A 25,538-nucleotide genomic window follows, 5' to 3' on the forward strand; every position below is an offset into this window, starting at 1 on the left:
AGAGCCCGATCAGCCTGAGCCAGTCTGCGAAACCGAACCGTTACCCAAGCGGCAGATTGCTCGACCCCATAACTCGATAACTATGCGGGCGTGCCCATGATTACCCTGAAACTCAATGGAAAAGATCATCAACTGGATGTGACCGAGGACATGCCGCTGCTGTGGGCGATCCGGGATGTGGCCGGCTACAACGGCACCAAGTTCGGCTGCGGCATGGGCTTGTGTGGTGCGTGCACCATCCACATCGACGGCGCTCCGGCGCGCAGTTGCATCACGCCGATTGGTTCGGTGAAAGGCCAGAACATCAGCACCATCGACGAGCTGCATGCCGACCCGATCGGGCAAGTCGTCCAGAAGGCCTGGCTCGACACCGCCGTGGCCCAGTGCGGTTATTGCCAGGGCGGGCAGATCATGTCCGCGACGGCCTTGCTCAAGCGCAATCCCAACCCGAGCGATGAGCAGATCGAAGAAGCCATGGTCGGCAATATCTGCCGCTGCGGCACCTACAACCGGATCAAGACCGCGATCCGCCAGGCCTCCACTCATCTGAAGGAGGCCAAGGCATGAGCCGTTTTCCCGATGATTTCGTACTGAGCAACCTCAGCCGTCGCGGCTTCCTCAAGGGCGCGAGCGCTACGGGTGTGTTGGTATTGGCCGCCAGCTGGGGGCTGCCGGACGCCTTCGCCGAAGAGGAGAAATTCGGTGCCGAGGGCATGCCCCATGGTGCGGTCGACGACCCGAAGGTGTACGTGAGCATTGCCGCCGACGGCAGCGTGACGGTGATCTGCAACCGCTCGGAAATGGGCCAGGGCATCCGCACCAGCCTGAGCATGGTGGTGGCCGATGAACTGGACGCTGATTGGGCTCGGGTGAAGGTGCAGCAGGCCCCAGCCGATGAGGCGCGCTTCGGCAACCAGGACACCGATGGCTCGCGAAGCATGCGCCACTGGTACGAGCCGATGCGTCGCTGCGGGGCCGCCGCCAGGACCATGCTGGAGCAGGCCGCCGCCGCGCAGTGGAAAGTCCCGGCGGGCGAATGCCGGGCCCAACTGCACAACGTGGTTCACCAGCCTTCCGGTCGACAGTTGGGCTACGGTGAGTTGGCGGCCGCGGCCAGTGCCTTGCCGGTACCGGCCCGCGATGGCTTGCGCCTCAAGCAGCCATCGGAGTTTCGTTACATCGGCAAGGAGGCGACCCGGGCCATCGATGGCGCGGACATCGTCAACGGCCGTGCCGTGTTCGGTGCCGACGTGCATTTCGACGGCATGCTCTACGCCGTCGTGGCGCGTCCGCCAGTCTATGGCGGCAAGGTCAAGACCGTCGACAGCAGCGCGGCGCTGAAGGTACCGGGCGTGCTCAAGGTGGTGCAGATCGAAGGCCGGCCGTTGCCTTCGGAGTTCCAGCCCCTGGGTGGCGTGGCGGTGGTGGCGAAGAATACCTGGGCGGCGATCAAGGGGCGCGAGGCGCTGAAAATCGAATGGGACGACGGCCCGAATGCCGGCTATGAGTCCGGCGCCTATCGCAAGGCACTCGAAGCCGCGGCCCTCAAGCCCGGCAAGGTCGTACGCAATACCGGTGACGTAGACGACGCGCTGACGAAGGCCGATTCGACCCTGGAAGCGACGTATTACCTGCCGCATCTGTCCCAATCGCCGATGGAGCCCATGGTCGCCGTCGCCCGGTTCAAGGATGGCCAGTGCGAAGCCTGGGCGCCGAGCCAGGCCCCTCAGGTCACCCGCGAGCGCATTGCAGAACGCCTGGGGATCCCCTTCGAGAAAGTCACGGTGAACATCACGCTGCTGGGCGGTGGTTTCGGGCGCAAGTCCAAGCCCGACTTCGTCCTCGAAGCGGCCGTGTTGGCCAAGGAGTTTCCCGGCCAGGCGATCCGGGTGCAATGGACTCGGGAAGATGACATCCATCACTCTTATTTCCATACGGTCTCGGTCGAATACCTGAAGGCCGGGCTGAACCGGGACGGGATGCCGTCCGGCTGGCTGCATCGCACCGTGGCCCCCAGCATCACCGCGCTGTTCGCACCGGACATGACCCACGAAGCGCCGTTCGAACTGGGCATGGGCATTACCAACATGGCCTATGCGATTCCCAACCTGCGCCTGGAAAACCCCGAAGCGACCGCCTACACCCGGGTGGGCTGGTACCGCTCGGTGTCGAACATTCCCCATGGTTTTGCAATCCAGAGTTTCATCGATGAACTGGCTCACAAGGCTGGAGAAGACCCGTTGAAGTATCACCTCAAGTTGCTGGGGCCGGATCGCAAGATCGATCCCCGTACCTTGAGCGAGGAATGGAACTACGGTGAATCCCCCGAGCGCTATCCCATTGATACGGCACGGATCCGCACGGTGCTGGAAACCGCCGCCAAAGCGGCTGGTTGGGGGCAGAAGCTGCCCAAGGGGCGTGGTCTTGGACTGGCGGTACATTACAGCTTCGTCACCTACGTAGCGGCGGCGATCGAAGTGGAAGTCAAGGAAGACGGCACGGTGATCGTGCACAAGGCCAACATCGCGGTGGACTGCGGTCCGCAGATCAACCCCGAACGCATCCGTTCCCAGTTCGAAGGGGCCTGCGTCATGGGCCTGGGCAATGCGATGGTGGGGGAAATCAGCTTCAAGGATGGCAGGGTGCAGCAGGACAATTTCCACATGTACGAAGTGGCGCGCATGTCGCTGGCGCCCAAGGAAGTGGCCGTGCACCTGGTGACGCCGCCAGGCGACGTGCCGTTGGGCGGTGTTGGTGAGCCGGGCGTGCCACCGATTGCGCCTGCCCTGTGCAATGCGATTTTTGCCGCGACCGGCAAGCGCATCCGCAACCTGCCTGTGCGCTACCAGCTGCAAGGCTGGCAACAGGCCAAGGCCTGATGGACAGCGTTGACCTGAACGTCCTGCGTAGCGTGCTCCAATGGCGCCGCGCCAGGCAGCGAGTGGTGCTGTTTACCGTGGTCCAGACCTGGGGCACCGCGCCGAGACCGCCGGGAGCAATGCTGGCCCTGCGGGAGGATGGCGTGGTGATTGGTTCCGTGTCGGGCGGTTGTGTCGAGGACGACTTGATCGCCCGGCTGCACGACGGCCGCATCCCGGCGGACGGCCCGCCGGTGCAGCTCATCACCTACGGTGTCACCCGCGAAGAGGCCGCGCGCTTTGGCCTGCCGTGCGGCGGCACCCTGCGCCTGACCGAAGAGCGGGTCGGCGATCCGCAATGGGTCGCCGAGCTGTTGGAGCGTTGCGAAGCTCATGAGATTGTCGCCCGTGAACTGAACGTCGCCACCGGCAGCGTGACCCTGGCCCCCGCCAGCAAAAGCGATACATTGGTGTTCGACGGCCAGACGCTACGGGCCATCTACGGCCCGCGTTGGCGACTGCTGTTGATCGGCGCCGGGCAACTGTCCCGTTACGTGGCGGAAATGGCCCGGTTGCTGGATTTCGAGGTGCTGATCTGCGATCCCCGCAAGGAATTTGTCTATGGCTGGGAAGAGCAGCACGGACGTTTCGTCTCAGGGATGCCCGACGAAGCGGTGTTGAGTATCCAGACCGACGAACGCACGGCCATTGTCGCCTTGACCCATGATCCGCGCCTGGACGACATGGCGCTGCTGACAGCCCTGGATTCGAAGGCGTTCTATGTCGGAGCCCTGGGTTCGCGGGTCAACAGCCAAAAGCGCCGGGATAATCTGGCTCAGCTAGGCTTGTCAGCACAGGCCATCGAACGGCTGCATGGTCCGATCGGCTTGCACATCGGCAGCCACACCCCGGCGGAGATCGCCCTGTCGCTGCTGGCCGAAATCGTGGCCATCAAGAACGGCGTGGAGCTTCGACAGAAAAAGCCGTTGTGAGGTGCCGCAAGGAGGGTGCATGGCGGATTCTATTGGCGTGATCATTGTGGCAGCCGGATTGGGCAACCGTTTTCGGCAGGTTGCAGGTCCTGACAAGGATAAATTGCTGGCCGATTGCGCGGGGCGTGATGGTGCCGTGCGCTCGGTGATCGAGCACGTGTTGGTGAATGTGCCTGCCTCCCTGGCAAAGCGCGTGCTGGTCGCCCGCGAGGGGCGGCCCCAGGCCATACGCATGGCTCAGGCTTATGGTTGCGATATTGTCGAGCTGGACTCGCCGGGCCTGGGGGACAGCATCGCAGCCGGGGTCCAGGCCTGCCCGGATCAGGATGGCTGGCTGATCCTGCTGGGCGATATGCCATTCATCTTGCCATCGAGCATGGAACGGGTGGCGGCGGGGATTCGTGAAGAGGGTATTTGTGTGCCAGTGCTCGCCGGTGAATACGGACACCCCGTGGGGTTTGGCCGTGCTTTTGGTCCCGGGTTGATGGCTCTGACTGGAGATCGCGGCGCTAAGACGTTGTTTGCCGGGGCGCAAGTGGTCGAGGTGAGCGTGGATGATCCTGGTGTGACCTGGGACGTCGACGTCCCTGACGCGTTGATCTTCAACTGACAAGCGTCTTGAATCTCTATGGGATCGGCATTACACCCGACTCCTCTGTGGGAGCGAGCCCTGCTCGCGATAAGGGCGACTCGGTCCGATTGACATGAAAAAGCCCCGCCTGGCGTAACCAGGCGGGGCTTTTTATCGGGCGATGGAATCAGGCGTGAGGCTTAGGCTCGTGCTCTTTTTCCAGGGTCGGGGTGTGACGCGGTGCAACTTCTTCAGCTTCCACGGAATGCTGAGGCTCGTCGTGCGCAGGTGCCGATTCAACCGGAGCAGGCTCGGCAGCGGTTTCAGCGACCGGGGCAGGAGCTGCCTCGGCGTCTTCAACTACCGGAGCAGGCTCGGCGACCGGTGCCTGAGCGGCAGCAGCGGCGGCCAGTTCGGCTTCCTTCTGCAGACGTTCGGCTTCACGTTTGCGACGACGCACTTCACGTGGATCGTTCGGCGCACGACCGTTCGGCGTCAGGGCGCTGACCGGTGCGGGTGCTGCGACGGGGGCCTGTACCTCGGCAACCGCTGGAGCTTCGACCACAGGCGCTGGCTCGACCGCCTTCACAGGCTCCGGCGTCGGCTCTGGTTCGACAACCGGGACCGGTGCTGCAGGCTCTGGATTCCAGTTGAACGCGGTCTGTTCTTCGCGTACCGGCTCCGGTGCTTTTTCCCCGGCCGGCGTTTCGACCACTGGCTCAGCTTCAACGGCAACGACAGGTTGCTCGACGACCGGCGCAGGTTCGGCGACGGCGTCGGCCTCAGGCTGGGCTTCACGAACCGGTGCGACTTCCACTTCCGGCGAAGCGGTGGCTTCGACTGGCGTGGTGGCTTCGACCACTGGGGCTTCCACTGGCGCGTTTTCCACTGCGGCGGTGGCGCGTTCGGCCTGTTCGTTGGCCTGGGCTTCGGCTGGTGCACTGACGGTGCTGCTGGCAACTGCGGCAGTGACGGCCAGGCCGGCGGCCAGGTCCGCAGCGCTTGGCGCCTCGGTGGCGCCGGACTCTTCCGAACCTTCGATCACGTTACCGTTGGCATCGCGTTGACGCTCGCGGCGGTTGCTGCGACGACGCTGGCCACGGGAGCGGCGGCGTGGACGATCGCCTTCGGCGGCGTCGTGACCGTCTTCCTGCAACTGCTCCTCGGTGTTCAGTACTTCGTCTTCGCTGGCAGCGGCGGCCTGTTCGGCCCGTGGCTGACGTTCTTCACGCGGAGGACGTGGTGCGCGTTCTTCGCGAGGCTGGCGAGCCGGACGCTCTTCAGCGGCAGCGGCAGGGGCGGCATCCAGCGGCTCGCGCAGTTCACGAACACGCTCTTCGCGCTCGCCACGTGGCTTGCGATCCTCGCGCGGAGCACGTGGTTGACGTTCTTCACGCGGTGGACGTGGTGCGCGTTCTTCGCGGGCTACGGCAGGTGCTTCTTCACGAAGCTCGCGTGGCTGGCGTTCTTCACGTGGCTCACGTGGCGCGCGTTCTTCACGCGGGGCACGTTCTTCACGAGGCTTGCGCTCCTCATCACGACGACCGTTGCGGTTACGGGTCTGTTGACGACCGTTGCGACGCTCTTCGTTGCGGGCAGGGCGTTCGGCCGCGGGTTTGGCGACAGCGACTGGCGCGGCTGGCTCCTCCTTGGTGGCGAACAGGCTGACCAGGGATTTTACCAGGCCCTTGAACAAGCTTGGTTCAGGCGCAGCGGCCGGTGCAGGTGCCGGTGCGGCGACTTCGGTCGGTACCGGAGCGTTTGCACGGGCCGGAGCGGTCTTGACGGCAGCTTCCTGGCGAACCAGGGTGCGGGTGGCGGCGGCCGGCTGGACGTCTTCCACTTCGGCGGCGGCAGCGGCGATCTCGTAGCTGGACTGGTTGGTGTGGGCTTCCGGGCTGTCGTCGCGCAGGCGCTGGACTTCGAAGTGCGGCGTCTCGAGATGATCGTTCGGCAGGATGACGATGCGGGCCCGGGTGCGCAGTTCGATCTTGGTGATCGAGTTGCGTTTTTCGTTGAGCAGGAAAGCGGCCACCGGGATCGGCACCTGGGCACGGACTTCGGCGGTGCGGTCTTTCAGGGCTTCTTCTTCGATCAGGCGCAGGATCGCCAGGGACAGCGACTCGACGTCACGGATGATGCCGGTGCCGTTGCAGCGTGGGCAGACGATGCCGCTGCTTTCACCCAGGGAAGGACGCAGGCGCTGACGGGACATTTCCAGCAGGCCGAAGCGCGAGATGCGGCCAACCTGTACGCGGGCGCGGTCGGCTTCCAGGCACTCACGGACTTTTTCCTCCACGGCGCGCTGGTTCTTGGCCGGAGTCATGTCGATGAAGTCGATGACGATCAGGCCGCCGATGTCACGCAGGCGCAACTGACGGGCGATTTCCTCGGCCGCTTCCAGGTTGGTCTGCAGGGCGGTTTCTTCGATGTCGCTGCCTTTGGTGGCGCGGGCCGAGTTGATGTCGATGGACACCAGGGCTTCGGTCGGATCGATGACGATGGAGCCACCGGACGGCAGTTCGACGACGCGCTGGAACGCGGTCTCGATCTGGCTTTCGATCTGGAAGCGGTTGAACAGCGGGACGCTGTCTTCGTAGAGCTTGATCTTGCTGGCGTACTGCGGCATCACCTGGCGAATGAAGGTCAGGGCTTCGTCCTGGGCTTCGACGCTGTCGATCAGCACTTCGCCGATGTCCTGGCGCAGGTAGTCGCGAATCGCACGGATGATGACGTTGCTTTCCTGGTAGATCAGGAACGGCGCGGAGCGATCCAGCGAAGCTTCCTTGATGGCGGTCCACAGCTGCAGCAGGTAGTCGAGGTCCCACTGCATTTCTTCGCTGCTGCGGCCCAGGCCGGCGGTGCGAACGATCAGGCCCATGTCGGCTGGAGCGACCAGTCCATTGAGGGCTTCACGCAGTTCGTTGCGTTCTTCGCCTTCGATGCGGCGGGAGATGCCACCGGCACGCGGGTTGTTAGGCATCAGGACCAGGTAACGGCCGGCGAGGCTGATGAAGGTGGTCAGGGCGGCGCCCTTGTTGCCACGCTCTTCCTTTTCGACCTGGACGATGACTTCCTGGCCTTCGCTCAGGACGTCCTTGATGTTGACGCGACCTTCGGGGGCTTTCTTGAAGTATTCGCGGGAGATTTCTTTGAGGGGCAGGAAGCCGTGGCGCTCGGAGCCGAAATCGACAAAGGCAGCCTCAAGGCTTGGTTCGATGCGAGTAATCCGGCCTTTATAGATGTTGGCCTTCTTCTGCTCGCGTGCACCGGATTCGATATCCAGGTCGTAGAGGCGCTGGCCGTCTACCAGTGCAACACGCAACTCTTCGGGTTGAGTTGCGTTAATCAGCATTCTTTTCATGTAGTACCGTCGGTTTCCGGGCTGCCGGAAACGGCGTTCGGCACACACGACTTCTCACGGTCGGTGTCAGGTGCGTCATGGAAGTGGCTGACCACTCCAGTGTCCAGCGAGTCCGGCCCGATGAGGGCGGAGTCGCGACGGACGCGTCCTGCTTGCTGGTACTCAAGCACTCAGTCAGGAGGAGGAATCAACCGGCGCCTGTGGACGAGATGAAGCGTCTATATATAAGCCTAGTGCTACACAGTCCGACGGTTGTACATCTCCACCCTACACGTATCCCTGATAATTCGGGTGCTGCCGCGCGCAGAATCCGCAGCGGGTTGGCATTTACCGTGAGCTCCGGAAGGGGAGGTCACGCATCATGGCTAATTAGGCGTTGTTTCCGAAGCTTTCGCCCGGGGTCGTTCGCAACTGACTGCACTTTGTGAACTGGCCGTGAATGTGGCACGCAAGGCGAGTCAAAACTCTGCTTCGCGGCGTATTTCAGGCCTCATGTCACCTGCGCTCGTTACACCTGCAAACTCTGCCGATACGTAGCAAAAGCCCCGTAGGACGGCCTCTCGTCCTCGTGAATTGCGTTGGTCAGGGCCGGTTTTTGACCGCTGGTCCGCTGTCCAGCCACTTTTGGCGGCGTTCGCGACTATAGCAGCAATGATTAAGTGCTTCAATTCCATAAAAAATTGTTATGATCGCCGCCATGACGACTACTGCCCCTTCGACCCCTGGCGTTCAACTGCTCGAGGTCTCGCCGGAATATGCCGGCCAACGAATCGATAATTTTCTCCTGGCCCGACTCAAAGGCGTGCCCAAGACCTTGATTTACCGCATTTTGCGCAAGGGCGAAGTGCGCGTGAACAAGGGCCGGATCAAGCCCGAATACAAGCTCCAGGCCGGTGATATCGTGCGCGTGCCGCCGGTTCGCGTGCCTGAGCGCGATGAGCCGGTGCCGGTGGCCCAAGGCCTGTTGCAGCGCCTTGAGGCTGCGATCATCTACGAGGACAAGGCCCTGATCGTGATCAACAAGCCCGCGGGCATTGCGGTTCACGGTGGTAGCGGCCTGGATTTCGGCGTGATCGAAGCCTTTCGTCAGTTGCGCCCCGATGCCAAGGAGTTGGAGTTGGTCCATCGCCTGGATCGCGATACCTCGGGCCTGCTCATGATCGCCAAAAAGCGCAGTATGTTGCGCCACCTGCACGAGCAGTTGCGTGGCGATGGTGTCGACAAGCGCTACATGGCGCTGGTCCGTGGTCACTGGGCGACGTCCATCAAGCAGGTTCGTGCGCCATTGCTCAAGAGCAATCTGCGTTCCGGCGAACGCATGGTCGAAGTCAACGACGAGGGCAAGGACGCGTTGACCGTATTCAAGGTGCTGCGTCGATTCGGCGAGTTCGCCACCATGATCGAGGCCAAACCGATCACCGGTCGTACCCACCAGATTCGCGTGCATACGCTGCACGCCGGGCATTGCATTGCCGGTGACCCCAAATACGGGGACGACGATTTCACCCGGGAAATCCGTGATCTGGGCGGCAAGCGTCTTTTCCTCCATGCTTACATGCTCACCGTGCCGCTGCCCGATGGGGGCGAGTTGAAGTTGCAGGCGCCAGTGGATGAAATGTGGGCCAGAACCGTGGAGCGGTTGAGTGCACCCTGACTACAAGCTGCTGATTTTCGATTGGGACGGCACTCTGGCCAATTCCATAGGTCGGATCGTTGAGTCGATGCATGCCGCGTCCGATCGTACGGGTTTTGCCAGGCGTGACGACTATGCGGTAAAGGGCATTATCGGCCTCGGCTTGCCGGAAGCGATTCGCAGTCTGTATCCAGAGATCAGTGACGAGGAGTTGGTGCTCTTCCGGCAGCATTACGCCGACCATTACATCGCGCTGGAGGCTGAGCCTTCGCCGTTGTTCGAAGGTGTGGTGGATACGCTTCAGGCGTTGAGGGCGGAAGGCTATCAACTGGCTGTTGCCACCGGGAAGGCTCGTCGTGGCTTGGATCGGGTGTTGAAGGCCCATGGTTGGGAGGATTATTTCGATATCACTCGCGCCGCCGACGAAACGGCCAGCAAACCTCATCCGCTGATGCTCGAACAGATCCTGGCCCACTGTGAGGCGCGCCCGGAACAGGCGTTGATGGTGGGGGATTCGTCGTTCGATCTGCAGATGGCGCGTAATGCCTGCATGGGGTCGGTGGCGGTCAGCTACGGCGCGCAGACGATCGAGGCGCTACGGGCGTTCGAGCCGCAACTGTCGATCGATCATTTTCCTGAATTGCACGCCTGGCTGCGCCGGGGTGCCGATTAAAGTCTGTTGGGGATGCATGTATGACCGATGAATGGAAGGCACCGGCCAAGGCAAGCGCTGATAACGGTGACGACAAGAGTTGGAAGCTGCTGGAGAAGACCCTGTTGGCCGGGGTACAGGAGCAGCGCCGCGCTCGCCGTTGGGGGATCTTCTTCAAATCGCTGACTTTTATTTACCTGTTTGTTGCGTTGTCGCTGTTCATTCAGGCGATCGAGATGAAGAAAAGCCCGGGCGGCGGTTCGGCCTACACCGCGGTGATCGATATCGAGGGCATGATTGCCGATAAGGAGTCCGCCAGCGCGGATAACATCATCGGCAGTCTGCGGGCGGCGTTCGAGGATTCGAAGGTCAAGGGTGTGGTGCTGCGTATCAACAGTCCGGGTGGCAGTCCCGTGCAGGCGGGCTATGTCTACGATGAGATCGTCCGTTTGCGTGCGGCGCATCCGGATATCAAGGTTTATGCGGTAATTTCCGATCTTGGTGCCTCTGGTGCCTATTACATTGCCAGTGCAGCAGATCAGATCTATGCCGACAAGGCCAGTCTGGTGGGGTCCATTGGTGTGACCGCGGCCGGTTATGGTTTCGTCGAGACGCTGGACAAGCTGGGTATCGAGCGCAGGGTGTACACCGCCGGCGAGCACAAATCGTTCCTTGATCCATTCCAGCCGCAAAAGCCCGAGGAAACTGCGTTCTGGCAGGGTGTGCTGGACACCACCCATAAACAATTCATTGCCAGCGTCAAGAAAGGGCGGGGTGAGCGACTCAAGGACAAGGAACATCCTGAGTTGTTCTCCGGCCTGGTCTGGTCCGGAGAGCAGGCTCTGTCGTTGGGTTTGATCGATGGGTTGGGCAGTGCCAGTTCGGTGGCGCGGGATGTGATTGGCCAGAAGGAATTGGTGGATTTCACCATCGAAGAGTCGCCGATCGACCGCTTCTCGAAGAAGCTGGGCGCGAGTATCGCCGAGCATCTGGCAATGTGGATGGGCTTCCAGGGGCCTGCGCTGCGCTGAGCCCTTGTGAGAGGCTCCTGTGAGGAGTCCCAGCGGGAGGGCGGTGTGTGCAATCGCCCTGCTCAGGGTATCTGCACGCCCTCGGCCAGCAACATATCCACAAGACGAATCAGCGGCAGGCCGATCAGGCTGGTGGCGTCCGGGCCATGGGTGCTTTCGAACAGGCTGACCCCCAGGCTTTCGGCCTTGAAGCTTCCAGCACAGTCATAGGGCTGTTCGATCCGCAGATAGCGTTCGACGCGTTCCGGGTCCAGCGTGCGCATGTTGACGGTAAACGGTACGCAATCGACCTGGCAACTGCCGGTCTGGCTGTTGAGCAGTGCCAGGCCGGTCAGGAATGTAACCTGAGTGCCGCTGGCAGCCAGCAGTTGTTCGCGAGCCTTCTCGAAGGTGTGGGGCTTGCCCAGTATGCGTTCGCCGAGTATTGCGACCTGGTCCGATCCGATGATCAGGTGGGCTGGATGACTGTCCGCCAGTGCCAGGGCTTTTTCCCGGGCCAGGCGTTTCACCAGCTCCACGGCGGGTTCGCCTGGGCGTTGGCTTTCGTCGATATCCGGCGAGCGGCAGACGAATGGTAGTCCCAGGCGGTCGAGCAATTCCCGGCGATAGGCCGAGCTGGAGGCAAGTAATAAAGGCAGCATGGACATCTCCAAAGGGCAGGGGCGAATTCTAGCGAGGCGCACCAGTGACGGACAGGGCTGAATTTCCTTTGACATGGCCGGGTGCATCCCTATAATGCTGCGCCTATGTTGAATGACCCGATTCCACCTCACGTTGACCCGCGCAAATTGGCTGACCGTGGCACCACCCTTCAAGGTGAACTGCCGCTGGCCGATTTGAAGAGACTCTGCGACCCGCTTTCCGACGATATCGGAACGGTCCAGGCCAAATTCGTTTTTGAACGAGATGAACGTAAATCTGTGGTGATCCACAGCTTTATCGACACTGAAGTCAAAATGGTTTGCCAGCGTTGTCTTGAGCTGGTCACCCTGCCGATCCACAGCGAGTGCAGTTACGCCGTGGTGAAGGAGGGTGCGAATACCCAGTCGTTGCCGAAAGGCTATGACGTGCTGGAACTGGGCGAAGATCCTTTGGATCTGCAGGCGCTGATCGAGGATGAGCTGTTGCTCGCCTTGCCCATTGTGCCTGCTCATCATCCGGAAGAATGCCAGCAGCCGGCGGGAGCAGATGAACCCGAGCCGAGCGAGGACGAGGTAACGCGGTCCAACCCGTTCAGTGTATTGGCGCAGTTAAAGCGTGACCCAAACGTTTAGGAGTTAATCAATTATGGCTGTTCAGCAGAACAAAAAATCCCGCTCTGCCCGTGACATGCGCCGTTCGCACGACGCTCTCGAGGCTAGCACTCTGTCTGTAGAAAAAACCACCGGTGAAGTTCACCTGCGTCACCACGTATCGCCAGAAGGCGTATACCGTGGTCGCAAAGTGATCGACAAGGGCGCTGACGAGTAATCCTTGTCCGCTCAAGTCATCGCGATTGACGCAATGGGCGGGGACTTCGGTCCCCGCAGCATTGTTCAGGCCAGTCTCGCTTGCCTGAATGCTACGCCCTCGCTGCACCTGACCCTTGTCGGTCAACCCTCCCTACTTGAAGAAATGCTCAACGGCCAGCCGGCTGTGGATCGCTCGCGCCTGACGATCACTCCTGCGTCTGAAATCATTGCCATGGACGAAAAACCTGCCCAGGTACTGCGGGGCAAGCCCGACGCATCGATGCGAGTGGCTCTGGAGTTGCTGCGCGATGGCAAGGTTCAGGCCTGTGTCAGTGCCGGAAATACAGGTGCCTTGATGGCGCTGTCGCGTTACGTGCTCAAGACGCTTCCGGGGATCGACAGGCCGGCAATGGTTGCGGCAATACCGACCCGGCGCGGTTTCTGTCAGTTACTCGATTTGGGGGCCAATGTCGATTGCAGTGCCGAGCATCTGCTGCAATTCGCGGTGATGGGCTCGGTGGCCGCTGAAACGCTGGGTATCGTACGTCCCCGCGTAGCACTGTTGAACATCGGTACCGAAGACATCAAGGGCAACCAGCAGGTCAAGTTGGCCGCCACCCTGTTGCAGGGTGCGCGTGGGATCAACTACATCGGTTTTGTGGAGGGCGACGGCTTGTACCGGGGCGAGGCGGATGTGGTGGTGTGCGACGGCTTCGTTGGCAACATCCTGCTCAAGTCCAGCGAGGGGCTGGCGGTCATGATCAGCGAGCGCATCGAGACCTTGTTCCGGCAAAGCCTGGCCTCCCGGCTGGTGGGTGCCCTGGCGCTGCCCCTGATGCGACGCCTGCAGGCTGATCTGGCGCCGGCTCGGCATAACGGTGCAAGTTTCCTCGGGTTGCAGGGCATCGTGATCAAGAGTCACGGGTCCGCCGGGGTGCAGGGTTTTCAAAGTGCCATCAATCGCGCGGTGATCGAAATACAGGAAAACCTGCCCGAGCGTCTTCATGGTCGCCTCGAAGATTTGTTACCTTAGGCGTTTTCGTCCGACAATGCTTAAATGTGACCGGTCGGTTCAACCCGCCATCCAATTGTCAGTTTCCTAGCGCCCCCAGGGGCGTCAATTTTTGACGACAAGATCATTAGGGGCTTTGTTTTCATGTCTGCTTCCCTCGCATTCGTCTTTCCAGGACAGGGTTCGCAGTCCCTCGGCATGCTGGCCGAACTGGGCGCGCAATACCCGCTGGTCCTCGAAACATTCAAAGAAGCGTCCGATGCACTCGGCTATGACTTGTGGGCACTGACCCAGCAGGGGCCCGAAGAGCTGCTCAATCAAACCGACAAGACCCAGCCGGCCATCCTGACGGCCTCGATCGCGCTCTGGCGCCTGTGGCTGGCTGAAGGCGGTGCGCGCCCTGCGTTCGTTGCGGGCCATAGCCTGGGTGAGTACAGCGCCCTCGTGGCAGCCGGCAGCCTGAGTCTCGGCGACGCGGTAAAGCTGGTGGAGCGTCGTGGTCAATTGATGCAGGAAGCCGTGCCGGCCGGGCAGGGCGGCATGGCTGCGATTCTCGGTCTGGAAGACGCCGATGTGCTGGCGGCCTGTGCCGAAGCGGCGCAAGGCGATGTGGTCAGCGCGGTGAACTTCAATTCGCCAGGTCAGGTGGTGATCGCCGGGGCCAAGGCGGCCGTCGATCGTGCCATCGAGGGCTGCAAGGCACGTGGGGCCAAGCGTGCCATGCCGCTGCCGGTCAGCGTGCCCTCGCATTGTGAGCTGATGCGCCCTGCAGCCGAGCGCTTCGCCGAGTCCATTGCCGCCATCGATTGGCAAGCTCCGCAGATTCCCGTGGTACAGAACGTCAGCGCCGATGTAGCGCCTGACCTCGAAAGCCTCAAGCGCGATTTGCTGGAACAACTCTACAAGCCGGTTCGCTGGGTCGAAACGGTGCAGACCCTGGCGGCCAAGGGCGCGACCGAACTGGTCGAGTGCGGCCCGGGCAAGGTGCTGGCCGGTCTGAACAAACGCTGCGCCGAAGGCGTGTCGACATCCAACCTCAATACCCCAGACGCTTTCGCTGCCGCCCGTGCAGCGCAGGCCTGAACAGGAGAAACTTGCATGAGTCTGCAAGGTAAAGTTGCACTGGTGACCGGTGCAAGTCGCGGCATAGGCCAAGCCATTGCCCTGGAACTGGGTCGCCAAGGCGCCATCGTCGTTGGCACCGCGACTTCCGCTTCGGGCGCCGAGCGTATCGCCGCAACCCTGAAGGAAAACGATATTCAAGGCACGGGTCTTGAGCTGAACGTCACCAGCGATGAATCCGTCACGACGGTACTGGCAGCTATCCAGGAGCAGTTCGGTGTCCCGGCGATCCTGGTCAATAACGCCGGTATCACTCGTGATAACCTGATGATGCGCATGAAAGATGACGAATGGTTCGATGTGATCGATACCAACCTGAACAGTCTGTACCGGCTGTCCAAGGGTGTTCTGCGTGGCATGACCAAAGCCCGCTGGGGTCGTATTATCAATATCGGCTCGGTTGTAGGTGCCATGGGCAACGCAGGCCAAGTAAACTATGCTTCGGCCAAGGCCGGTCTGGAAGGTTTCAGCCGTGCGCTGGCGCGCGAAGTGGGCTCACGGTCGATTACGGTAAACTCGGTAGCCCCGGGTTTCATCGATACCGACATGACCCGCGAATTGCCGGAAGCGCAGCGTGAAGCCTTGTTGACACAAATTCCGCTGGGGCGTCTGGGGCAGGCTGAAGAAATCGCATCCGTGGTGGCTTTTCTTGCATCCGACGCTGCGGCATACGTCACAGGGGCTACAATCCCGGTGAACGGCGGGATGTACATGAGTTAAATGTGACGGATTGCTTCAAAAAAATGTCATACGAGCTGTCTAAAATCCGTTATAAAGCTGCAACTTATTTATAGGCGGCGGGCCGTCAGGGTTCGAGGGGCAAGCTTTCGGTTGAAAAACCGAAAAGTCTTTCTATACACTTACCCACCGGCCAGCTGCCTGAATTTGTCCATTAGGAGTGAAAACAAGGTATGAGCACCATCGAAGAGCGCGTCAAGAAAATCGTTGCCGAGCAACTGGGCGTCAAGGAAGAAGAAGTCATCAACACTGCTTCCTTCGTTGAAGACCTGGGTGCCGACTCCCTTGACACCGTTGAGCTGGTGATGGCTCTGGAAGAGGAATTCGAGACCGAGATTCCTGACGAAGAAGCTGAGAAGATCACTACTGTACAAGCTGCCATCGACTACGTTACTGCCCACCAGGCGTAATCGTTTTTAGTCGTCGCTAGCTGTCATGGAAAAACCGCACTGCCGTTACGGCGTGCGGTTTTTTCTTTAGGCCTGATGCAAAGTCGTCATTAGAAAAAGGAGAGTGCTGTGTCGCGTAGACGCGTCGTAGTCACCGGTATGGGTATGTTGTCGCCACTGGGCACGGATGTGCCGAGCAGCTGGCAGGGCATTCTGGCTGGCCGTAGTGGCATTGGTCTGATCGAACACACCGACCTTTCTGCCTATTCCACCCGTTTTGGCGGCTCGGTAAAGGGTTTTAATGTCGAGGAATACCTGTCGGTCAAGGAAGCCCGCAAACTTGACCTGTTCATTCAATACGGTCTGGCGGCCGGGTTCCAGGCGGTGCGTAACGCTGGCCTGGAAGTCACCGATGCCAACCGTGAACGTATTGGCGTCGCCATGGGGTCGGGTATTGGCGGTTTGACCAATATCGAAGAAACCAGCCGTACATTGCACGATTCGGGGCCGCGGCGGATATCTCCGTTCTTCGTGCCGGGCTCGATTATCAACATGATCTCCGGTTTCCTGTCCATCCATCTGGGTGTGCAAGGGCCCAACTACGCCATTGCCACGGCCTGTACCACGGGTACCCACTGTATCGGCATGGCTGCCCGCAACATCATGTACGACGAAGCTGATGTCATGATCGCCGGCGGTGCCGAGATGGCGGCGTGTGGCCTGGGCATGGGGGGCTTTGGTGCGTCCCGTGCGCTGTCGACCCGCAACGACGAGCCGACCCGCGCCAGCCGTCCATGGGACAAGGGCCGTGATGGCTTCGTGCTCTCCGACGGTTCCGGCGCATTGGTGCTCGAAGAGCTGGAGCATGCCAAGGCGCGTGGTGCCACGATCTACGCCGAACTCATCGGCTTCGGTACCAGTGGCGACGCTTACCACATGACATCGCCTCCGGCCGACGGCGCCGGTGCGGCCCGTTGTATTGCCAATGCCCTGCGGGACGCGAAGGTCAACGCCGAGCAGGTCCAATACATCAATGCCCACGGGACCTCGACCCCGGCCGGTGACCTGGCCGAAGCCCAGGCGATCAAGACTGTGTTCGGTGAGCACGCCTACAAGCTGGCTGTCAGCTCGACGAAGTCCATGACCGGCCATCTGTTGGGAGCTGCAGGTGCGGTGGAGGCGATCTTCAGCGTACTGGCGATCAACAGCCAGGTCGCGCCGCCGACCATCAACCTCGACGAGCCGGACGAAGGCTGCGACCTGGACTTCGTACCGCATACCGCCCGTGGCATGGACATCGATGTGGTGATATCCAATTCCTTCGGCTTCGGCGGGACCAACGGCTCGCTGGTGTTCCGCCGGTTCGCGGGTTGATGGATAGCTGGGTCGACGGTCAGCCGGCCGACGTTCTGTCGCTGAGGGATCGCGGCCTGGCTTATGGCGATGGGTTGTTTGAAACCATCGCCGTACGCGACGGCGTACCCGTGCTGCTGGAGCGCCATCTGCAACGCCTGGGGCTTGGGTGCCAGCGGTTGGGGCTCGATGTCGACAAGGTTGCATTGAGCGCCGAGTTGCAGGCCTACGCGCAGCAGCTGGGGCAAGGTGTGATGAAGCTGATCGTGACCCGGGGCGATAGCCAGCGCGGTTATGCCGCTACCCCTTCGGCCTCGACCCGGCGCATCCTGCAAGGCAGCCCCCCGGCCGCTTACCCCTCCACGCATGCCGAGCAGGGTGTTTCCCTGTTTCCCTGTGCCACGCGCTTGGCCGAGCAGCCTTTGCTTGCCGGCCTCAAGCACCTCAACCGCCTCGAACAAGTGATGGCCCGCGCTGAATGGGGCGGTCCGGAACATGCCGAAGGGCTGATGCTGGATACTTCCGGGCGCGTGATCGAAGGCGTGTTCAGCAACCTGTTCCTGGTGTGCAATGGCGTTTTGATTACGCCCGACCTGAGTCGCTGCGGCGTGGCCGGGGTAATGCGCGCTGAATTGTTGTTTCAGGCCCAATCCCAAGGCATCGCTACGCAGATCACCGATGTTGATCTCGAGCAGTTGTACCGGGCGGATGAGGTTTTTGTCTGTAACAGCGTATATGGCGTGTGGCCGGTACGCGCATGCGGTTCGGCGCGCTGGTCGACCGGGCCGCTCACCCGTAAACTGCAGACCCTTGCCCGCGCGTTATTGGATGTTTGATTCGTGAGACGTAAATTCTTGCTGCTGCTGGAGACCGGACTGGTTCTGGCAGGGCTGTTGTGGGGCGCCTCTGCCTGGAAGATCCATTCGGCGCTGCAGCAGCCGCTGAACATTACCCAGGAAGAACTGCTGGATATTCCCAGTGGAACCACTCCGACCGCCACCCTCAAGCGCCTCGAGGCCGAAGGCCTGATCAGGGACGCGTTCTGGCTCAGAGTATATTGGCGCTTCAATCTTGCCGGTCAGCCCTTGCATGCTGGCGAATACCGGATGGTCCCCGGCATGACGATGGACGGTCTGATCGCCGTGTGGAAGCGCGGCGAAGTGGTGCAGTACAGCGTGACGCTGGTGGAAGGCTGGAATTTCCGCCAGGTTCGTGCAGCGCTGGCCAAGGATGAAAAGCTCCAGCAGACCCTGACCGGCCTGAGCGACAGCGAGGTCATGGATCGTCTTGGCCATACCGGGGTGTTTCCCGAAGGGCGTTTTTTCCCCGACACCTATCGTTTCGTGCGCGGGACTTCTGACGCCGACCTGCTGAATCAAGCCTATGGTCGGCTGGAAGAAGTGCTTGCCAGGGAGTGGGCCGAACGCTCTGCCGATGTGCCTTACACCCAGCCTTATCAGGCGTTGATCATGGCGTCGCTGGTGGAAAAGGAAACCGGCGTGCCACAGGAGCGCGGCCAGATTGCCGGTGTGTTTGTGCGTCGACTGCGCATGGGCATGTTGCTGCAGACCGACCCTACGGTGATCTATGGTCTGGGCGAACGCTATACCGGCAAGCTCACCCGTGCGCATTTGAAAGAAGAGAACCCATACAACACGTATATGGTTCCTGGCTTGCCCCCGACGCCGATTGCGATGGTGGGGCGCGAAGCGATTCATGCCGCGTTGAATCCGGCACCGGGAAGCAGCCTTTACTTCGTTGCTCGCGGCGATGGCAGCCATGTGTTCTCCGACACCCTGGAGGCGCATAACAACGCGGTGCGCGAGTATCAGCTCAAGCGTCGCGCCGACTATCGCTCCAGCCCGGCGCCGGCTACGCTGGACGAGACTGCACCTGTCCCCGCCGCATCGCCCGACACGGCGCCTGAAGCCGTGCCCCAGGTACCTGCGCAGCAGCCGGCCCCCGAGCCGAATGCCAGCGAGCCACCGAGCCCGCAATGACTCTGATTAAGGATTGCCCGTGACTGGCTTGTTTATAACGCTGGAAGGCCCGGAAGGCGCCGGCAAGAGCACTAACCGCGAATACCTGGCCGAACGTCTGCAGGCGGCGGGCATCGAGGTCGTCTTGACACGCGAGCCCGGTGGTACGCCGCTGGCGGAGCGGATTCGCGAGGTACTGTTGACCCCAGCGGACGAAATCATGAACCCGGACACCGAGCTGCTACTGGTGTTCGCTGCCCGGGCACAGCATCTGTCCGAGGTGATTCGTCCGGCACTGGCTCGCGGTGCGGTGGTGCTCTGCGATCGCTTCACCGATTCGACCTATGCCTATCAGGGCGGCGGTCGTGGATTATCCCTGGAGCGCATCGCGACACTGGAAAGTTTCGTCCAGCGCGAGCTGAGACCGGACCTGACGCTGGTGTTCGATCTGCCGGTGGAGATCGGCCTGGCCCGCGCCAGTGCTCGCGGCCGGTTGGACCGTTTCGAGCTGGAAGGCGAGGCGTTCTTCAATGCCGTACGCAACGCCTTCCTGAGCCGCGCCAAGGCCGATCCATCACGTTACCTGCTGATCGATGCGGCGCAACCGCTGACCCGGGTCCAGCAGTCGCTGGATGATCTGTTGCCAGGTCTGCTGGAGCGTGTCCGTGGCTGAAGCCTACCCCTGGCAGGACGCTCTATGGCAGCAATTGGCCGGCCGTGCCCAGCATGCTCATGCCTACCTGCTGCATGGCCCGGCCGGTATCGGCAAGCGGGCGCTGGCGGAGCGTTTGATGGCCAGCCTGTTGTGCCAGCACCCCGAGGCTTCGGAGGCATGCGGTGAATGCAAATCCTGCCTGTTACTCAAGGCTGGTAGCCATCCCGACAATTATGTCCTGGAGCCAGAAGAAGCGGACAAGGCGATCAAGGTCGACCAGGTCCGCGATCTGGTCAGTTTCGTGGTCCAGACCGCGCAACTGGGCGGGCGCAAGGTAGTGCTGATCGAACCGGTCGAATCGATGAACATCAATGCGGCCAACGCTTTGCTCAAGAGCCTTGAAGAGCCGTCGGGCGATACCGTGCTGTTGCTGATCAGCCACCAGCCGAGTCGCTTACTGCCGACCATCAAGAGCCGTTGCGTGCAGCAGGCCTGTCCGTTGCCGAGCGAGGCGGTGAGCATGCAATGGCTGGCTCAGGCCCTGCCTGAAAGCACCGAGGATGAGCGGGTCGAGTTGCTGACCCTGGCTGCCGGCTCGCCCCTGGCCGCTGTCAGCCTTCAGGCCCAGGGTATACGTGAACAGCGGGCCCTGGTGGTGGACGGGGTGAAAAAGCTCCTCAAGCAGCAGCAATCTCCCACGCAATTGGCCGAGGGCTGGAACGCCGTACCGCTGCTGTTGCTGTTCGATTGGTTCTGCGATTGGTCGAACCTGATCCTGCGCTACCAGCTCACAGAGGATCAGTCCGGCCTGGGGCTAGCGGACATGCGCAAGGTGATTCAGTACCTGGCACAAAAGAGCAGCCGGGACAAAATCTTGAACATTCAGGACTGGATACTTGCCCAACGTCAGAAGGTGCTGAGCAAAGCGAATCTCAACCGAGTACTTTTGCTGGAAGCCTTGTTGGTGCAATGGGCGAGTCTGCCGGATCGAAACTGACAGGCTTCGGCTGGAGGAACCCGGTGAGAATGCTCCTGGGCTTTGTACGAAAAGTCTAGACTCAGCTCAATCGAAGCGGAGATCAGCATGAACGAACCTGTCAGTCCCGGTCCACGCAACGGCATCCTGTCCCTGGCCATCAAGGACAAATCGGTGCTTTATGCCGCCTACATGCCTTTTATCAAGAATGGCGGCCTGTTCATTCCCACCAACAAGCATTATCGCCTGGGCGATGAAGTGTTCATGCTGTTGAGCCTGATGGATGAGCCTGAGAAAATCCCGGTCGCCGGCAAGGTGATCTGGCTCACGCCCAAGGGAGCCCAGGGCAATCGAGCCGCCGGCGTTGGCGTGCAGTTCAACGAGGGCGACAACTCTGCCCGCAACCAAATCGAAACCCACCTGGCCGGAACCCTGAAATCCGACCGTCCTACCCATACGATGTAGCCTGACGCCTTATGCTTGTAGATTCCCATTGCCACCTTGACCGCCTCGACCTCACCGCCCACGCCGGCTCCCTCGATGCTGCGCTGGACGCGGCTCGTCAGCGCGGCGTCGGGCACTTTCTGTGTATAGGCGTCAGTGCCGACAATGCCGCTGACGTCAAGGTCCTGGCCGAGCGTTATGAGGATGTCGATTGTTCGGTGGGTGTCCATCCCCTGGACGTCCAGTCCGACGCCGCGCCGGCACTGGATTGGCTGTTGCAGGAGCTCGATCATCCACGGGTGGTCGCCATTGGCGAAACCGGCCTCGACTATCACTACGAGCCGGAGGCCGCCGAGGTCCAGCAAGCGTCGTTCCGGCTGCATCTGGAGGCTGCGCGCCAGACCGGAAAACCGGTGATTATCCATACCCGAGGCGCCCGGGCCGACACCCTGGACTTGTTGCGCGATGCCGCACTTCCACAGGCTGGCGTGCTGCACTGCTTCACCGAAGATTGGGAAATGGCCAAGGCCGCGCTGGACATGGGTTATTACATCTCCCTGTCCGGTATTGTCACGTTCCGCAACGCCGATGCCTTGCGTGATGTGGCCAGCAAAGTGCCGGCCGACCGCCTGCTGGTGGAAACCGATTCTCCGTACCTGGCGCCGATCCCGTATCGCGGTAAACCGAACCTGCCGCAGTACGTCCGGGAAGTGGCGGAGTTCCTGGCAATGTTGCGCGGCGAGTCCTACGAGCGGTTCGCCGAGCAGACGACGGAAAACTTCAGGCGTCTGTTCCCGTTGGCTCATGTACGTTCGGTACGGGCTTGAACGACAAGCAAAAAAAACCCGGGTTCTGGGGGGTGAATCCGGGTTAAGACCATTAGGAGTAAAACAAAGGCACGCGGTCCTTTGGTACCTTTATCGGCGCGTCACTTGGGGGAGATGTCGCGCCGACAGTTCAAGTATTGATCAGTATGCGGACGCGTCCAGTTTGGCCCGGGTGGTTTTTAAACAAATTTGGAATACGCTCGCTTCGGATAAGTTCTCATGTCGCCAATGTTTGCCTGCACGACATGCTGGGGCAGGGCATGGGGGAGCCAGATTCGTACGATTTTGTGAAGAACTGTGGCCGGGAACGGATGATCCGTGCATTTTTACGTAAGTTAGGCATAATACCCGGCTTCGAATTTTGACCTGTCAGACCTTTTTCTTATGCACAAAGAACCTCGTAAGGTCCGTGAGTTTCGTCGCCGCGAGCAGGAAATTCTCGACACCGCGCTCAAGTTGTTCCTCGATCAGGGTGAAGACAGCGTCACCGTCGAGATGATTGCGGATGCCGTGGGTATCGGCAAAGGCACGATTTATAAACACTTCAAGTCCAAGGCAGAGATCTATCTGCGCCTGATGCTCGACTATGAGCGCGATTTGAACGAGCTGCTGCATTCGGCGGATGTGGACAAGGACAAGGAAGCCCTGTCCCGGGCGTACTTCGAGTTCCGCATGCGCGATCCGCAGCGCTACCGTTTGTTTGACCGCCTGGAAGAAAAGGTCGTCAAGGGTAACCAGGTGCCGGAAATGGTCGAGGAGCTGCACAAGATCCGTGCCTCGAACTTCGATCGCCTGACCTTGCTGATCAAGGGGCGGATCAGCGAAGGCAAGCTCGAGGATGTGCCGCCTTATTTCCACTATTGCGCTGCCTGGGCATTGGTGCACGGTGCGGTGGCGTTGTACCACTCGCCATTCTGGAGCAACGTGCTGGAGGATCAGGAAGGCTTCTTCCAGTTCCTGATGGACATCGGCGTACGCATGGGCAACAAGCGCAAGCGCGATACCGACGCCCCGAGCCACTGACATTCACCTGTCTGATAGCGCCATGTCTGCTTACATGGCGCAGTGCCCCAGTAATATACTCAGGCATGGGACTTGCTAAAACTTGAATTCTAGGTCAAGTTTCGGCTCGTCCGATTCTTCTTCCGCCGGAGTGATCCATGATCGTTGATCGTCAGGGCAGGCGTTTTCGCAATTTGCGGGTCAGCCTGACTTCCGCCTGCAACTACGCCTGTACCTATTGCGTACCCGACGGTAAGCGACTGGTGGCTGCGCAGGATGAACTGTCGGCCGAAGCGATGGCTCGGGGCGTGGCTTACCTGATCGAAGCTGCCGGCATCGAGCGGCTACGCATCACCGGGGGTGAGCCGCTGGTCAGTCCCAAGCTGGAGCACTTCATGACGGCAGTGGGGCAGATGGGGCTGGAGGACATCAGCCTGACCACCAACGGCCAACTGTTGGCGAAGAAACTGCCGCTGCTGGTGCAAGCCGGTATCCGTCGCCTCAACGTTTCCCTCGATACCCTGGACCCCGCGGCATTTCGCGGTATCGCTCGTGGCGGTGACCTCGCGACGGTGCTCGACGGCATGCAACAGGCTCGCGCGGCGGGGATGAAGATCAAGGTGAATATGGTGCCGCTGCGCGGGCAGAACCTGGACCAGGTGATGCCGCTGCTCGATTACTGCCTTGAGCGGGGTTATGAGCTGCGCTTCATCGAGTTGATGCGCATGGGCCACCTGGCCAGCGACTCCAATGGTTTTCTGCAGCAGTTCGTCAGTCTTCAACAGTTGTTGAGCCTGATTGGCGACCGGTACGAGTATCTGCAAGCCAACGCGCCGGTGGATGCCACGGCGGTGCGTTATGAAATACCGGGAATGGGGTATTTCGGAGTGATTGCCAACGAGAGCGTTCCGTTCTGCCGCACCTGTTCACGGCTGCGGTTGTCGTCTACGGGCTGGTTGCATGGTTGCTTGTCGTCGAGCAATCGCCACTACATTGGCGATCTGCTGGACAAGCCTCGCCATCAGGCATTGCCGGCCATCCAGCGGCTGCTGGTCAAGGCTCTGGGAGACAAGCAGGAAGTGGCGTTCTCCGGTGGAGCGACCATCATGAAGATCATCGGCGGCTGATACTTCCCTGTGGCGAGGGGATAAATCCCCTCGCCACAGACATTTAACCAACCCCTCATACATCGAGCTGGCGCAAAAGCTGCATTCAACGGCCATTCGCCGGTTTTCCGACACCGGTTTCTGGAGGGTAGGATGCGTAGCCTGGTTTTGCTGCTGGCCGTCATGGCGCTTGGTGGCTGCATGAATGTCAGCGACATGGGGGAGGGCGTGCGTTATCACATGAGCGACGCCGGTCTGCTGGATCACAGCGACAGCCGTCGTGTGAATAACCTGCGTATCCAGCCCGATTCGTTCATCTACATTGCCCAGGGCGCCTTCGCTCCGCCGGGCAGTGCCTATCCACGTCCCAATGTCGTGGCCGAAGAAGCCTTCAATGGTTTCATCGAGTATTTCCCCATGGTCCGTCGTGCCCGAGTGCCCGAAGGACTTGACCAGGCCATGGGCGAAGCCCGTGCCGCCGGTGCGCATTACCTGCTGTACACCCGGTTCGCCAAGGCTGACAACCGTATTGGCAATACGGATGAATGGCTCGATGAAGAGGCGGTAGATCGTCTGGGCGTCGACACCAGCGTGATTCAGATCATGTTGATCGAGACCAGCACCCAGTATTTGATCGATACTGCACGTATCAAGAGTCGCGGCGGTTTGCTGACGCTGCACGACAAACAGCCACAAGACCTCATCGCCACGCCCTTGCGTGAATATGCCCGCAGCCTGTTGGGGATGAGCGACGAGTAAACATAAGGAATCACCATGAGCGGACCGCAAAAAGCCAATGACCTGTTGGGGCAGATCCCCAAGACCAAAGGCCTGCCGCCGGTCCACTTGTGGAACCCCGACTTCTGCGGCGACATCGACATGCGCATCGCCCGCGATGGCACCTGGTATTACCTGGGCACGCCTATCGGGCGCAAGCCGATGGTCAAGCTGTTCTCCACCATCATCCGCCGCGACGGCGATGATTACTTTCTGATTACCCCTGTGGAAAAAGTCGGCATCCGGGTCGACGATGCGCCGTTCGTAGCTGTGACCCTCGAAGTCGAAGGCGAGGGAGCGGGACAGGTATTGCGCTTCACGACCAACGTCGATGAAACCACCGAGGCCGGTCCCGAGCATCCGCTGCGAGTGGTGATCGATCCGCAGACCCAGGAACCCGCGCCCTATGTGCATGTGCGCAGTAACCTCGAAGCGTTGATTCATCGCAATGTGTTCTACCAGTTGGTGGAGCTGGCGGTGAGTCATGAGATCGAGGGGCAGAGATGGTTGGGCGTGTGGAGTGGTGGGGTGTTCTTCCCGATCGGCCTGGAGCCCTGATTTCCCTGTGGGAGCGAGCCTGCTCGCGATTGCGGTCTGCCAGCCAAA

26 protein-coding genes are annotated in these 25,538 nt (G+C 60.9%); 24 read left to right on the forward strand and 2 right to left on the reverse strand.

The genetic code is table 11. The annotated features are described in order from the left end of the window. Positions 1–96: 96 nt before the first annotated feature. The 4 genes from EGM97_RS06860 to EGM97_RS06875 are packed head-to-tail and all read left to right on the forward strand — an operon-like array spanning position 97 to position 4,460. Complete coding sequence (locus tag EGM97_RS06860; protein WP_238962754.1) at positions 97–567, forward strand: (2Fe-2S)-binding protein; 471 nt, start codon at positions 97–99, stop codon at positions 565–567. Next, positions 564–2,879 carry a xanthine dehydrogenase family protein molybdopterin-binding subunit gene (locus tag EGM97_RS06865; protein WP_238962753.1) on the forward strand — a complete coding sequence of 772 codons (2,316 nt, stop codon included), beginning with the start codon at positions 564–566 and terminating at the stop codon, positions 2,877–2,879. Before EGM97_RS06860 ends, EGM97_RS06865 begins: the two co-directional genes overlap by 4 nt. Continuing rightward, entirely contained in the window at positions 2,879–3,850 is a 972-nt protein-coding gene (locus EGM97_RS06870; protein WP_238962752.1) for an XdhC family protein, read from the forward strand. The genes EGM97_RS06865 and EGM97_RS06870 overlap by 1 nt, the downstream gene beginning before the upstream one ends. Positions 3,851–3,869: 19 nt before the next feature. Further along, on the forward strand, positions 3,870–4,460 hold the full coding sequence (locus EGM97_RS06875) for a nucleotidyltransferase family protein (protein WP_238962751.1): 591 nt from the start codon (positions 3,870–3,872) through the stop codon (positions 4,458–4,460). 148 nt (positions 4,461–4,608) lie between these two features. Here the strand turns inward: EGM97_RS06875 and rne are convergent, their stop codons facing one another. Next, positions 4,609–7,785 carry a ribonuclease E gene (gene rne / locus EGM97_RS06880; protein ID WP_238962750.1) on the reverse strand — a complete coding sequence of 1,059 codons (3,177 nt, stop codon included), beginning with the start codon at positions 7,783–7,785 and terminating at the stop codon, positions 4,609–4,611. Between the two features lie 697 nt (positions 7,786–8,482). On the opposite strand from rne, the gene rluC reads away from it, so the two are divergent. From rluC to sppA, 3 genes are read left to right on the forward strand one after another with little or no spacing between them, the layout of a single operon-like run. Further along, on the forward strand, positions 8,483–9,439 hold the full coding sequence (gene rluC / locus EGM97_RS06885; protein ID WP_232777486.1) for a 23S rRNA pseudouridine(955/2504/2580) synthase RluC: 957 nt from the start codon (positions 8,483–8,485) through the stop codon (positions 9,437–9,439). Next, positions 9,429–10,091: an HAD-IA family hydrolase gene (locus tag EGM97_RS06890; protein WP_238962749.1), complete on the forward strand. Its 663-nt coding sequence runs from the start codon at positions 9,429–9,431 to the stop codon at positions 10,089–10,091. Before rluC ends, EGM97_RS06890 begins: the two co-directional genes overlap by 11 nt. 20 nt (positions 10,092–10,111) lie before the next feature. Further along, positions 10,112–11,101: a signal peptide peptidase SppA gene (gene sppA, locus EGM97_RS06895; protein WP_238962748.1), complete on the forward strand. Its 990-nt coding sequence runs from the start codon at positions 10,112–10,114 to the stop codon at positions 11,099–11,101. A 62-nt stretch (positions 11,102–11,163) separates the two neighbouring features. Here sppA and EGM97_RS06900 read toward each other — a convergent pair whose 3' ends face one another. Next, positions 11,164–11,742, reverse strand: coding sequence for a Maf family protein (locus EGM97_RS06900; protein WP_238962747.1), 579 nt, complete (start codon positions 11,740–11,742; stop codon positions 11,164–11,166). 105 nt (positions 11,743–11,847) lie between these two features. Here EGM97_RS06900 and EGM97_RS06905 point away from each other — a divergent pair, with 105 nt between their 5' ends. From EGM97_RS06905 to EGM97_RS06985, 17 genes are all read left to right on the forward strand, one after another. Continuing rightward, on the forward strand, positions 11,848–12,375 hold the full coding sequence (locus EGM97_RS06905) for a YceD family protein (RefSeq protein ID WP_053150148.1): 528 nt from the start codon (positions 11,848–11,850) through the stop codon (positions 12,373–12,375). Positions 12,376–12,388: 13 nt separating this feature from the next. After that, positions 12,389–12,571, forward strand: coding sequence for a 50S ribosomal protein L32 (gene rpmF / locus EGM97_RS06910; protein ID WP_003179396.1), 183 nt, complete (start codon positions 12,389–12,391; stop codon positions 12,569–12,571). A 3-nt stretch (positions 12,572–12,574) separates the two neighbouring features. After that, positions 12,575–13,585 (forward strand): phosphate acyltransferase PlsX, encoded by a 1,011-nt coding sequence (plsX, locus tag EGM97_RS06915; RefSeq protein WP_275300631.1) that lies wholly within the window; start codon positions 12,575–12,577, stop codon positions 13,583–13,585. Between the two features lie 123 nt (positions 13,586–13,708). Then, positions 13,709–14,647, forward strand: a complete 939-nt coding sequence (gene fabD, locus EGM97_RS06920; protein WP_238962746.1) for an ACP S-malonyltransferase — start codon at positions 13,709–13,711, stop codon at positions 14,645–14,647. Between the two features lie 15 nt (positions 14,648–14,662). After that, complete coding sequence (fabG, locus tag EGM97_RS06925) at positions 14,663–15,406, forward strand: 3-oxoacyl-ACP reductase FabG (protein ID WP_238962745.1); 744 nt, start codon at positions 14,663–14,665, stop codon at positions 15,404–15,406. A 191-nt stretch (positions 15,407–15,597) separates the two neighbouring features. Next, positions 15,598–15,834, forward strand: coding sequence for an acyl carrier protein (gene acpP, locus EGM97_RS06930; protein ID WP_192306028.1), 237 nt, complete (start codon positions 15,598–15,600; stop codon positions 15,832–15,834). Positions 15,835–15,942: 108 nt separating this feature from the next. Further along, positions 15,943–17,187 carry a beta-ketoacyl-ACP synthase II gene (gene fabF / locus EGM97_RS06935; RefSeq protein ID WP_238962744.1) on the forward strand — a complete coding sequence of 415 codons (1,245 nt, stop codon included), beginning with the start codon at positions 15,943–15,945 and terminating at the stop codon, positions 17,185–17,187. After that, positions 17,187–18,002, forward strand: coding sequence for an aminodeoxychorismate lyase (gene pabC, locus EGM97_RS06940; RefSeq protein WP_238962743.1), 816 nt, complete (start codon positions 17,187–17,189; stop codon positions 18,000–18,002). The genes fabF and pabC overlap by 1 nt, the downstream gene beginning before the upstream one ends. 3 nt (positions 18,003–18,005) lie before the next feature. Continuing rightward, on the forward strand, positions 18,006–19,166 hold the full coding sequence (gene mltG, locus EGM97_RS06945; protein ID WP_238962742.1) for an endolytic transglycosylase MltG: 1,161 nt from the start codon (positions 18,006–18,008) through the stop codon (positions 19,164–19,166). Between the two features lie 19 nt (positions 19,167–19,185). Then, complete coding sequence (gene tmk, locus EGM97_RS06950) at positions 19,186–19,818, forward strand: dTMP kinase (RefSeq protein WP_238962741.1); 633 nt, start codon at positions 19,186–19,188, stop codon at positions 19,816–19,818. Beyond that, positions 19,811–20,797, forward strand: coding sequence for a DNA polymerase III subunit delta' (locus EGM97_RS06955; protein WP_238962740.1), 987 nt, complete (start codon positions 19,811–19,813; stop codon positions 20,795–20,797). The genes tmk and EGM97_RS06955 overlap by 8 nt, the downstream gene beginning before the upstream one ends. 87 nt (positions 20,798–20,884) lie before the next feature. Continuing rightward, a complete protein-coding gene (locus EGM97_RS06960; RefSeq protein WP_238962739.1) occupies positions 20,885–21,241 on the forward strand; it encodes a PilZ domain-containing protein in 357 nt (118 codons plus the stop codon). 11 nt (positions 21,242–21,252) lie between these two features. Next, positions 21,253–22,047: a TatD family hydrolase gene (locus EGM97_RS06965; RefSeq protein WP_238962738.1), complete on the forward strand. Its 795-nt coding sequence runs from the start codon at positions 21,253–21,255 to the stop codon at positions 22,045–22,047. 384 nt (positions 22,048–22,431) lie between these two features. After that, a complete protein-coding gene (locus EGM97_RS06970; RefSeq protein WP_053150184.1) occupies positions 22,432–23,070 on the forward strand; it encodes a TetR/AcrR family transcriptional regulator in 639 nt (212 codons plus the stop codon). A gap of 137 nt (positions 23,071–23,207) precedes the next feature. After that, positions 23,208–24,176 (forward strand): GTP 3',8-cyclase MoaA, encoded by a 969-nt coding sequence (locus EGM97_RS06975; RefSeq protein ID WP_238962737.1) that lies wholly within the window; start codon positions 23,208–23,210, stop codon positions 24,174–24,176. 132 nt (positions 24,177–24,308) lie between these two features. Further along, complete coding sequence (locus EGM97_RS06980; protein WP_238962736.1) at positions 24,309–24,914, forward strand: DUF4823 domain-containing protein; 606 nt, start codon at positions 24,309–24,311, stop codon at positions 24,912–24,914. A 15-nt stretch (positions 24,915–24,929) separates the two neighbouring features. Next, entirely contained in the window at positions 24,930–25,490 is a 561-nt protein-coding gene (locus EGM97_RS06985) for a DUF1285 domain-containing protein (protein WP_238962735.1), read from the forward strand. The last annotated feature ends 48 nt before the right edge of the window (positions 25,491–25,538 follow it).

It is taken from the genome of Pseudomonas sp. AF32, assembly GCF_022342325.2.
GTDB lineage: Bacteria > Pseudomonadota > Gammaproteobacteria > Pseudomonadales > Pseudomonadaceae > Aquipseudomonas > Aquipseudomonas uvaldensis.